Below are 10,955 nucleotides of genomic sequence, written 5' to 3'. Positions count from 1 at the left end.
CATGCGCTATCTGGCGGCCGCCAGTCCCGCCTTCCTGCGCCGGCACTTCGCCCACGGCGTGGGCGCGGCCAGCCTGGCGGCGGCGCCCAGCCTCGTCTTCAATGCCAAGGACGAACTGCAGGCGCGCTGGGTGCGGCGTCTGTGCCACAGGCATGTGGAGCTGCCGCGCCATGTGCTGCCTGCGTCGCACGCCTTCGTCACCGCCGCCCTGGCCGGCATGGGCTGGGGCCTGCATCCGCAGGCGCTGATCCAGCCCTGTCTCGACAATGGCAGCCTGGTCGAACTGCTGCCCGCTACACCTCTCGATGTGCCCCTGCACTGGCATACGGCGCGCGCGGCGTCCAGCCTGCTCGACGGCTTGAGCGGAGCCATCCTCGCTGCCGCGCATGCCGCCCTGCTGCCGGCCTGAGCGCCAGGTTCAGTGCTGGTCTGTGCTCAGCGCCAGGCGCCAGCGGCGCATGTCGAGATGCAGTTTCAGCTGGTGGTGTTTGACCAGATAGCGCACGCCCACCAGGGCCGCCGCCAGGCCCGACAGGGCGCCGATGCCCAGCGCCCAGCGCGGGCCGAAGGTGTCGGCCACCCAGCCGACAATCGGCGCGCCCAGCGGCGTGCCGCCTGCCGAGATCGCGAGCAGGATGGCCATGACCCTGCCCCGCATGGCGGGCGCCGTCGACAGCTGCACGCTGCTGTTGACGCTGGTGGTGAAGGTTTGCGCGGCAATGCCGATGACCACCAGCATGATGCCGAACAGCCAGTAATTGGGCATCACGGCGGCCAGCGCGCAGGCAAAGCCGAACAGCGCGGCCGCGCCCAGCAGCAGTGCCAGCGTGGGCCGGCCACGGCCTGCCGCCAGCAAGGCACCGGCCACGGAGCCGCACGCCATGATGGAACTGAGCACGCCATACTGCCCCGCGCCCGCATGGAAGGCCGTCACCGACATGGTCGACAGGAAAATCGGGAAGTTCAGGCCGAAGGTGCCGATGAGGAACAGCATCAGCAGGATGGCCATCAGGTCGGGCCGCTGGCGCACGTAGCGGAAGCCCTCGCCCAGGCTGGCGCGCGTGGCCTTCAGGCGCGGCGCGCGGCGCAGCAATTCCACCCGCAGCAGCAACAGCGAACCGATGACGCCGGCAAACGAGACGGCGTTGATGATGAAGACCCAGCCGCTGCCGACGCTGCTGATCAGCAGCCCCGCCACGGCCGGGCCCAGCATGCGCGCCGCATTGAAGGAGGTGGAATTGAGCGCCACGGCGTTGCTCAGGTCTTCTTCCTCGACAATCTCGGAAACAAAGGTCTGGCGCACGGGCGAATCGAAGGCCGTCACACAGCCCAGCAGGAAGGCAAACACATACACATGCCACAGCGCTACCTGTCCGCTGATGCACAGCAGGCCCAGTCCCAGCGCCAGCAAACCCATGGCCGCCTGCGTGAACAGCAGCAATTTGCGCCGGTCGAGCAAGTCGGCCGCCATGCCCGTCAAGGGCAGCAACAGCAGCTGCGGGCCAAATTGCAAGGCCATGACGATGCCGACGGCGCTGGCTTTGTGCTGCGTCAACTCACTGAGCACCAGCCAATCCTGCGCCGTGCGCTGCATCCAGGTGCCGACATTCGACACCAGGGCACCGCCGGCCCAGATACGGTAATTGGGATTGCGTAGCGAACGGAATGTGTTTTTCATCTGTGGGGGAAAGGCCTCCTAGCCTTGGGTTTCAGGGTCGCAATGAGCAGTTCATTGCGCCAGACGTTTGAGTAATGCCACCGCCCTTTCCAGTTCAGCGACTTCGGCCGGCGCGAGCCGGGCTTCGATGGTGCGCGCCAGCCAGTCTTCACGCGCGGCGCGGCTGGCCGCGATCCAGGCGCGGCAGCTGTCCGTCAGCGTCAATATCGTTTGCCGGCCATCAGCCGGATCGGGCGCGCCCGTTACCAGCTGCGCTTCCGTCAGGGCCAGCACGGTGGCCGCCATCGACTGGGGCCGCATGCCTTCGGCGCGCGCCAGGCTGCTGGCGGTGGCCGGGCCGTCGCGCTCGAGGCGGCTGAGCACGGACGCCTGCGACATGGTGACGTCGCCCAGGTGCGATTCTTCGCGCAGGCGGCGGCGCAGTTTGCCGATGAGAATGCGCAGTTCGCTGGCCAGTTGCGGCACCTGTTCGTGGTCTGGGGAATCGTCGTGTGGGGTGGTCATGGGTGCCGTCGGGTGTATCAACAGGCTGTACTATAACAGATATGCAGGTAAACTGCACAGTTTGCCTGCATATCTTGTTCAAATAGCCAGATTGCGGACGCAAAAAAGCCGGGGCGGAAGATGCACTCCCTGCCCCGGCCCGGTCTTGAAACGTTTGGCTTAACTGATGTAATTAAACAGCGACAGGCCCGAGATCGAGGTGAACGATTTCTGCGCCGCCTGCAGGGTAATCTGCTGCTGGCTGAACAGGGAAATGGCCTTGACCATGTCCAGGTCTTGCAGGCCCGACAGGGTGCTCGCATATTGCAGGTCGAGGTCGTCGCCGGCGCTGTCGAGCGTGTCGAGCTCCTTCAGGCGCGAGCCCACTTCCGCGCGCACCGACAGTACATTGTCGTAGGCCGTGTCGAAAAGGTCGTGCGCCGCGTTCAGGCTGGCGGTCAGGCGTGCCTGGCCCGCGTCGCCAGAGACGGGCTGGCCCAGCGCGCCGATCAGGTTGGTAATGGTGGTAAAGATCGATTCTTTGGCGCTCGGCTCCAGGGTGAACTTGTCCAGGTCGGCCGGCTTGCCGGCGATATTGACTTGCTGGCCGTCAAAGGTGATGGCGTCGCCCGACTTGTAATCGACCGGCACGGCCGGATTCGGGATGGTCTGGCCCAGGGTCACGTCGGTCACGGTATACGTCGTCTTGGCATCGGTACCCGTGCCCGTCACCTGGAAATCGATCGAATACTTGTGGCCCGTCAGCTTGGTGGGATCGGTGACGGTACCGCCGGAAATGATGCCGGCGCCGCCACGCGTGAAGTTGCCCGCATCGGGCGCGGTGGTGAACTTGCCGTTGCCCGTCAAATTATCTTCGAACACGGCCGCGCCCGAGTCGCTGGTGGCCAGGTAGCGCGCCGAGCCTACCTGCAGCTCGCGCTGGCCCTGGTCGCCCACATACGTGGCGCCGCCCGGAGACTGGCTGAATGGCTGGGTGGTCGACTTATAGCCGGCAAACAGGTAGCCGCCCGCATTGTCGGAGGTGTTGGCGATGCCCATCAGATCGGTGAGGCGCCCTTTCAGTTCCGTCGCCAGACTCTGGCGGTCGACATCCTTGAGCGCGGGATTGCCGGCCTTCAGCACCAGCTCCTGCACGTCGGCGATGAGCGAGGTGGTGCTGGCCAGCGCCAGCTCTTCCTGCGACAGGAAATTTTTCGCATTCGAGCGGTTCGTCACGAACTGCGTATTGATCGATTGCGACTGCGTCACTTCCAGCGCGCGCGCCGAAGCGATCGGGTCGTCGGCCGGCGTCAGGTTGCGGCGGTTGGCCGACAACTGCATTTGCGTACGGTTCAGCGCGCCCTGCAGGTTGTTCAGCTGGCTGCTGCCCGCGTCATAGATCATTTTGGTGCTGATGCGCATGATGCTGCCCTTCCTGATGGCGGCGCCACAAGCCGCCGCTCATTCATGTGAGTTCGTCTAAATAATTAACGTCCGAGACCGATGACCACGTCAAACAGGGTGCTGGCGATCTGCATGACCTTGCCGCACGCCTGGTAGGCTTGCTGGTAGCGCAGCAAATTGGCCGCCTCTTCATCCAGATTGACGCCGGACACGGCTTGCTGCTGCGTGCTGGTTTGTTGCAACAACGCCAGACTGGCCAGGCCGCTGACCTGCACTTCGCGCGTCTTGTTGCCGACGAAGCTGACGGTCTCCGCGTACGAGCCCTGGAACGTGGTCTTGCCGCCATCGAGAATATTTTTGGTCTGCAAGCCCGCCAGCAAGGCGGCATTGCGGCTGTCGCCCACCCCGCCCGTGTTCGGCGCAATGGTAAAGGTGTCGCCCTGCGCCGGCGCGCCCGTCATGTTGACGTTGATGCCGCCAAAGTTGAAGTTGTCGCCTTCCTTGTACGGAATATTCGCCGTGCCGGCCGGATACGTGGTGGTGTTGCCGTCGAGGCCCTTGACCGTCACCGCCTGGCCGGCGGGAAAGCCCGACAGCGAGCCGCTGACCTTGTCGTACGTGAGGGTCACGGTACCCGTCAGGGCATTGCCTGGCGCCAGATAGGCCTTGTCCACGCTGCCGGCGCCGAGCTTGCCGCTCCCCGTGTTGGCCACGGGCGCGCCCGTGACGATCGGCGCGCCGGCGGCCAGCTTGTTGCGATCGGTAATGAGCACGCCGAGGCCGGCAGCGCCATTTGCCGTTGGCCGGATGACATAGTTGTCGCCTTCAACGGCAGTGCCCGAGATCGAAAAATCCACGCCGTCGATGGTTTGCGGCACCGTTTGCGGATACGGGTTGATGGTGGTGCGCGCGCCGTCGCTCTGGCGCGTCACGACATAATTCGTGCCGTCATATTTCAAGGCGTAATCACTGGCCGTCAGCTTGGTCGGATCGCTGACCTTGGCCGACAGCACGGTGGTGGCCGAGGCGCTGTTGTGCACGTCGGCGCCGATGACGGGATCGGGTATCTTGAAGAAGTCGCCGCCCATCTGGCCATTCAAATCCTGGCCCAGCTTGTGCTGTTCATTGAAGGTCGATGCCAGGGCGATGGCGACCTTGCCCAGCGAATTCTGGATACGGTCCAGGCTGCCACTGCGGAATTCCAGCAAGCCGCCCAGCGAACCGCCCGTCAGCGCGTTTTCCGCCAGAACGGTGACGTTCGAGCCCATGACATAGCCCACTTCCAGGCGGCTCGGGTCGGTCTGCGACGGCGTGACGGCCAGTTCAAAGTTCTTGTCGGCCACCACCAGCGGCTGGCCCGAGCCGATCGAGACGGTGATCATATTGTTCGGGCCAGGCTGGACTGTTGCCTTGACGTATTTGTTCAGCTCCGTCACCAGCTGGTCGCGCTGGTCGAGCAAATCGTTGGGCTGGTTGCTTTCGCTGACGGTCAGGCCGGCGATCGAAATGTTCAGTTCGGCGATCTGCTTGGCGTAGGAATTGATCACCTTCACGTTCGAGGTGATCTGCGAATTGACGCCGTCGCCGATTTCCTGCAGGCGGCCGGCAAGGCCCTGGAAGCGCGTGACGAGCGAGTTAGCGCTCGACAACAAGGCCTGGCGCGACGAGACGGACGAGGGATTCGAGCTGAAGTCCTGCACGCCCTTGAAGAAATCGGCCATCGCCGGCGACAGGCCGGCCGTGGAATCGGCCAGCAGGTTATCGATCTGGCTGATCTGCGTGTAATAGGCGTCGAGCGAACTGGTGGTCGCCTGCGCATTGTTGACCTGCGTGGCCATGAAACTGTCGTACTGGCGCTTGATCTGCGACACTTCGGTACCGTTGCCCACGAAGCCATAGCCGGCATTATTGAACTGCGCCGTCTGCTGCAGCACCACCTGGCGGTTGTAGCCGTCCACGTTGGCGTTGGTGATGTTATGCCCGGTCGTCGACAGGCCCACCTGCGCTGCAAGCAAACCGCTCTTACCGATGCTGAGTAGATTCGAAGTCATGGTGTCTTATTGGTTACCGTCAAATGTATTTACGGCAGCCGCGGCGAAAACTTGAAGCGCGCGGCCTGCACAGGGGCCAGGCGGAGGCTTAGCCGACCAGCGAATTCTTGATAATTTTTGTCAACTTGGCAGCGTAGTTCGGATCCGTCGCGTAGCCGGCCTTTTGCAAGCCGTGGGCGAAGGTGCTGGCGTCGCCGGCGCTGGCCAGCACTTTTTCATAGCGTTTGTTGTTGGTAATCAACTGCGCATAATCCTTGAAGCTGTCCGCATAGCTGTCGTAGGCGCGGAATTTCTCCACCTTGCGCTGCGCCTTGCCGTTCACGTATTCCGTGGTGACGGCTTCCGTGACCTTGCCCTTCCAGTCGCCCGTGGCCTTGATGCCGAACAGGTTGTGGCTGCTGCTGCCGTCGCGGGCGATGATTTCGCGCTTGCCCCAGCCCGTTTCCAGCGCGGCCTGGCCCAGCATGAACTTGGCCGGGATGCCGGTGGCGCGGCTGGCTTCTTCCGCATGCACGCCCAGCTTTTCCTGGAAGGCACGCACGTGCGGCGCCTGCGTGGCGTTGGCCTTGTCGCTGAGGGTCTTGCCGGTGGCGCTGGTGCCGCTTGCCCCCTCGGTCAGGGCGCCCTGCTGCTGGCGGAACGCGGCCAGCGCCTGCGCCATGCTCGATGAGCGGGGCGACGGCGCTTCGGCGCCATCGGCGGCCAGCGCCTGGTTCGACGACGACAGCTGGCGGATCAGCACGTCGGCCAGGCCCGTGCCGCGCTTGGCCAGGTTCTGACTGGTCTGCTGGTCCAGCATCGAGGTGTACATCTTGCTTTGCTGGCTATCCATGATGCCGTCCTGCGGCGTGGCCTCGCGCATGCTTTTCATCATCATGTTGATGAACATGGCTTCAAATTGCGTGGCCGCCTCTTTCAGGGCGGACGGGTCGCGCGCCTTGGCGGACTGGCGCAAGCCATCCATGCCCTTGACGTCGTAGGCGGCGGTATTGCTGAGGTCGGTTTGACTGATCATGGCGTGCCCATCAAATAATTTCCAGTTCGGCGCGCAGCGAACCCGCCGCCTTCATTGCCTGCAGGATGGCCAGCAAGTCCTGCGGCGAGGCGCCGATGGCGTTCAGGGCCTTGACCACGTCGGACAGCGACGCGCCGCCCTTGACCAGCATGACCTTGCCCGGTTCCTTCTTGATATCGATCTGCGCCGTCTGCGTGACCACCGTGCGGCCGCCCGACAAGGGCGGCGGCTGGCTCACCTGCGGTTCGACATTGATGGTGACGGACAGGTTGCCGTGCGAAATGGCGCACGTTTCCAGGGTCACAGACTGGTTCATCACCACCGAACCCGTGCGCGCATTCATGATGACCTTGGCCGCCAGGCGGGCCGGATTAACTTCGATGCTTTCCAGCTGGCCCAGGAAACTCACACGCTGGTCGCTGCCGCCCGGCGACTGCACCTGGATCACGCGGCCATCGAGCGCGGCGGCCGTGCCGGCGCCGTAGCGGCTGTTGATGGCGTCAACCACGCGGCTGGCGGTGGAAAAATCGGTGGCGTTCAATTCCAGGCGGATGGTGTTGTTGGCGCCCAGCACCGAAGCGACGGCGCGCTCGACGGTGGCGCCGCCGGAAATGCGTCCCACGCTCAAGTGATTGATGACGACCGAGCTGCCGGCCGCCTGCGCGCCCACGCCGCCCACCAAGACGTTGCCCTGCGCCATGCCGTACACCTGGCCGTCGGCGCCCTTCAATGGGGTCATCAATAACGTGCCGCCGCGCAGGCTTTTCGCGTTGCCCATCGACGACACCGTCACGTCAAGCAGCTGGCCCGGCTGGGCAAACGCGGGCAAGGCCGTCGTCACCATCACGGCGGCGACGTTTTTCAGCTGCAAGCTGGTGCCTTGTGGCAAGTTGATACCCTGCTGCTGCAGCATGGCCGCCACGCTCTGGATGGTAAACGGCGTTTGCGTGGTCTGGTCGCCGCTGCCGTCGAGACCGACGACAAGGCCATAGCCCATCAGCTGATTCTGGCGCACGCCGGCGATGCTGGCCAGGTCCTTGATGCGTTCGGCCTGCGCCACGGGGGCCAGCAGGCAGAGCGCCAGGCCACAGACGGCCAGCAGGCGGGGAAAGGTCGGGGTCGCCATGATCAGAACGGCAACAGACTGAGGAAGAAGCGCGACGCCATCGAGGCCATCTCGGCGCGGTCGATCTGGCTGTTGGTGCGGTATTCCACGCGGGCATCGGCCACCTGGGTCGACGGCACGACGTTGCCCGTGCCGATGGTGTCCGGATTGACCATGCCCGAGAAGCGGATGAATTCCGTGCCCTTGTTCATGGCGATCTGCTTCTCGCCGGCAACGATCAGATTACCGTTCGGCAATACCTCGATCACCGTCACGCCGATCACGCCGGAAAAGGTGTTGCTGGCGGACTGGTTGTCGCCATCGGCAAATTTCGTCGCGCCGTTCGCGGAGACGGTGCCGCCCAGGCGGCCCTGCAGCATGCCCGGCGTGCTGAAGCCCACGCTGCCCGACTTGTTGCCGGAACTGGCGCCCGCCTTGACGGCGTTGGTGCGCTCGGTGATGGCGATGGTCATGGTGTCGCCCACGTGGCGCGCGCGGCGGTCTTCGAAGGCGGGACGGTAGGTCGACGGCTGGTAGATGGAGCCATTGTTGACGACCACCGGTTCCGGCATCGGTGCGCGCGTGGTGGTCGGATACTGCACGATCGAGGTGGGCGTGATGGCGCAGCCGGACAGCAGGACTGCGGACAACAGGGCGATGATGGGGTAATGCATGACAAACCTCCGCTGCCATCCGGCGGCGGATGGCATGACGACTAAAAAAGAAATTACAGCTGCGAGAGCTTTTGCAGCATCTGGTCGGATGTGGTGATGGCCTTGCTGTTGATCTCGTAGGCGCGCTGCGTCTGGATCATGTTGACCATTTCCTCGGCCACGTTGACGTTCGAGGTTTCGATATAGCCCTGCATCAGCACGCCGGCGCCATTGGTGCCCGGGGTGTTGGTCTGCGCCACGCCGGAAGCGCCCGTTTCCATGTACAGGTTTTCGCCCTTCGATTCCAGGCCGGCCGGATTGACGAAGGTGGTCAGCTGCAGGGAACCGATTTGCGATGGCGCAATGGTATCGGGCAAGGTGACGGACACGGTGCCGTCGCGCGCCACGGTCAGGCTCAACGCGTTGGTCGGCACCGTGATGGCGGGCTGGATGACGAAACCTTCCGAGGTGACGAGCTGGCCATTGGCATCCGTCTGGAACGAGCCGTCGCGCGTGTAGGCGGTGGCGCCGTCCGGCATCAGCACCTGGAAGAAACCGGTGCCGTTGACCATCACGTCGCGCGAATTGCCGGACGCCTGGGGATTGCCCTGCGTATGGATGCGCTCGGTTGCCACGGTGCGCACGCCGGTGCCGATCTGCAAGCCCGATGGCAGCTGGGTTTGCTGCGACGATTGCGCGCCCGGCTGGCGCACATTTTGGTAGAGCAAGTCTTCAAACACGGCGCGCGACTTCTTGAAGCCGGTGGTGCTGACGTTGGCCAGGTTATTGGCGATCACGTCCATCTGCGTCTGCTGCGCTTCCAGGCCGGTCTTGGCAATCCAAAGGGAACGAATCATGATTTTTCTCCAATAACAGCGCTGGTGAGCCCTGTAGACTATTTCTATGTGACCATTATGCGGGCGCCCCCATCAATTCAAAGCGAGGATCTGGGTGGCTTTCGCCGCGTTATTCTCGGCGTTCTTCAATAAACTCATTTGCGTCTCGAACTGGCGCGCCAGGGCGATCATGCTGACCATCGAGTCGACGGGGCTGACATTGCTGCCTTCCAGTGCGCCCGTGGTCAGCTTGACGGCCTGGTCGGCTTGCGCCACCGTGCCGTCCTTCAGGCGGAACAGGCCGTCGTCGCCGCGCACCAGCTGCTGCTCGGGCGGATTGACCAGCTTGATGCGTCCCAGCACCGTCGACGGTCCCGGCGGCACATCGGTGGAAATCGTACCCACCGTGCCATCGCTGGCAATGGCCACCGTGACGCCCGGCGGAATGGCCATCGGGCCCGTATCGCCCTGCACCATCAGGCCGGCCTGCGTCTGCAGCATGCCGTTTTCATTGAGTTTCAAGGCGCCGTTGCGCGTGTAGGCTTCGGAACCGTCGGCCGACTGCACGGCGATCCAGCCGCCATTTTCCACGGCCACGTCGAGCGCGCGGCCCGTGTGCTGCATGGGACCTTGCGTGAAGTCGGAACCGACCGTCGAATCGACGACGAAGGTGCGCGTCGGCATCATGCCGTCGGCCACCACGGGCACGGCGCGGAACGAATCGAGCTGCGCGCGGAAACCCGTGCTGGTGGCGTTCGCCAGATTGTTGGCGGTGGTGGCCTGCTTGTCGAGGATATGCTTGGCGCCCGAGCCGGCGGTGTAGATGAGACGGTCCATGTGTTTCTCCGTGCAAAACGAAAGCTGGGGTCAGACCCCGGTACTGGTGCGACATCACGGGTGCCTCGGAAAGCGTAGCGAGCGGTTCAATACCGGGTTGAGTAGCGCAGCTGTACGAAAGTACAGCGAGCAACGCCGGCCCGGTAGTGACACGCGCAGTAGCTTAACGAGGCGCCCCCACGTTAGCGCAAGTTCACCAGGGTCTGCAGCACCGAATCCTGCGTCTTGATGGTCTGTGCATTCGCCTGGTAGGCGCGCTGGGCGGTGATCATGTTGACCAGCTCGGCCGTCAGGTCGACGTTGGACACTTCCACCGCCGAGGCGCGCAAGTTGCCCAGGGTGCCCGTCTTCGGCTCGCCCGTCATCGGCGTGCCCGAGGCCGAGCTTTCCACCCAGGCGTTGTTGCCCAGCGGTTCCAGGCCATTCGGGTTGGCAAAGTTACTCAGCACCACCTGGCCCAGGTTGCGCGTCTTGCCGTTGCTGTACTGGCCCTGGATGATGCCGTCGTCGTTCACCACGAAGCGGCTCAGCTGGCCCGCCTGGTAGCCGTCGGCGACGGTTTTCTTTTCCGACGTGGCGATGCCCAGCTGGGTCGACTTGGTGAAATCAACCTTCACCGACAGGGTCGCGTTGGCGCCCGTGGCGGGGAAGATCGGCAGGTTGACGGTGACGGGCAGCGATTGCGGCGGCGTCAGGGCCAGCATGGCAGCCTTGTCCAGGGCGCCGACCGTGTTGAACACGAGCGAAGCGGTCTTGACGGCTGGCACCACGGTGACGGCGGCGATGGCGGCGTCGATCTGGTCCGGCGTGCGGCTCGAGTTGATGCCGTCCGGTACCGCACTGCCATAGGTGCCGGCGATGGCGGCCAGCTGCGCCGGCGTGGCGCCGGCGGC

Annotated in this window: 11 protein-coding genes; 1 reads left to right on the top strand and 10 read right to left on the bottom strand. The window is 64.2% G+C overall.

Annotation, left to right across the window (positions count from 1 at the left end; translation table 11 throughout):
- Positions 1–409, top strand: a 409-nt coding sequence (locus JaAD80_RS22720; RefSeq protein ID WP_258003130.1) for a LysR substrate-binding domain-containing protein, incomplete at its 5' end; no start/stop codon positions are given.
- A gap of 9 nt (positions 410–418) precedes the next feature.
- Here the strand turns inward: JaAD80_RS22720 and JaAD80_RS22715 are convergent.
- The 10 genes from JaAD80_RS22715 to JaAD80_RS22670 all read right to left on the bottom strand — a co-directional run.
- Entirely contained in the window at positions 419–1,678 is a 1,260-nt protein-coding gene (locus JaAD80_RS22715; protein WP_102297727.1) for an MFS transporter, read from the bottom strand.
- 51 nt (positions 1,679–1,729) lie between these two features.
- Positions 1,730–2,182, bottom strand: a complete 453-nt coding sequence (locus JaAD80_RS22710; protein ID WP_102297726.1) for a MarR family winged helix-turn-helix transcriptional regulator — start codon at positions 2,180–2,182, stop codon at positions 1,730–1,732.
- A 159-nt stretch (positions 2,183–2,341) separates the two neighbouring features.
- Entirely contained in the window at positions 2,342–3,583 is a 1,242-nt protein-coding gene (gene flgL, locus JaAD80_RS22705; protein ID WP_180979544.1) for a flagellar hook-associated protein FlgL, read from the bottom strand.
- Positions 3,584–3,648: 65 nt separating this feature from the next.
- On the bottom strand, positions 3,649–5,616 hold the full coding sequence (gene flgK, locus JaAD80_RS22700; protein ID WP_102297723.1) for a flagellar hook-associated protein FlgK: 1,968 nt from the start codon (positions 5,614–5,616) through the stop codon (positions 3,649–3,651).
- Positions 5,617–5,704: 88 nt separating this feature from the next.
- Entirely contained in the window at positions 5,705–6,631 is a 927-nt protein-coding gene (gene flgJ / locus JaAD80_RS22695; RefSeq protein ID WP_102297721.1) for a flagellar assembly peptidoglycan hydrolase FlgJ, read from the bottom strand.
- 10 nt (positions 6,632–6,641) lie between these two features.
- Positions 6,642–7,757 carry a flagellar basal body P-ring protein FlgI gene (locus JaAD80_RS22690; protein ID WP_102297718.1) on the bottom strand — a complete coding sequence of 372 codons (1,116 nt, stop codon included), beginning with the start codon at positions 7,755–7,757 and terminating at the stop codon, positions 6,642–6,644.
- A 2-nt stretch (positions 7,758–7,759) separates the two neighbouring features.
- Positions 7,760–8,410 (bottom strand): flagellar basal body L-ring protein FlgH, encoded by a 651-nt coding sequence (locus tag JaAD80_RS22685; protein WP_102297715.1) that lies wholly within the window; start codon positions 8,408–8,410, stop codon positions 7,760–7,762.
- A gap of 53 nt (positions 8,411–8,463) precedes the next feature.
- Positions 8,464–9,246 carry a flagellar basal-body rod protein FlgG gene (flgG, locus tag JaAD80_RS22680; protein WP_102297713.1) on the bottom strand — a complete coding sequence of 261 codons (783 nt, stop codon included), beginning with the start codon at positions 9,244–9,246 and terminating at the stop codon, positions 8,464–8,466.
- A 72-nt stretch (positions 9,247–9,318) separates the two neighbouring features.
- Positions 9,319–10,062 carry a flagellar basal body rod protein FlgF gene (locus tag JaAD80_RS22675; RefSeq protein ID WP_102297711.1) on the bottom strand — a complete coding sequence of 248 codons (744 nt, stop codon included), beginning with the start codon at positions 10,060–10,062 and terminating at the stop codon, positions 9,319–9,321.
- Positions 10,063–10,244: 182 nt separating this feature from the next.
- Positions 10,245–10,955 (bottom strand): flagellar hook-basal body complex protein (locus JaAD80_RS22670; RefSeq protein ID WP_146012487.1); only part of this gene is annotated, 711 nt, incomplete at its 5' end.

It is taken from the genome of Janthinobacterium sp. AD80, assembly GCF_002878455.1.
Classification (GTDB): domain Bacteria; phylum Pseudomonadota; class Gammaproteobacteria; order Burkholderiales; family Burkholderiaceae_D; genus Janthinobacterium.
This window is presented reverse-complemented; position numbering and strand designations above follow the sequence as displayed.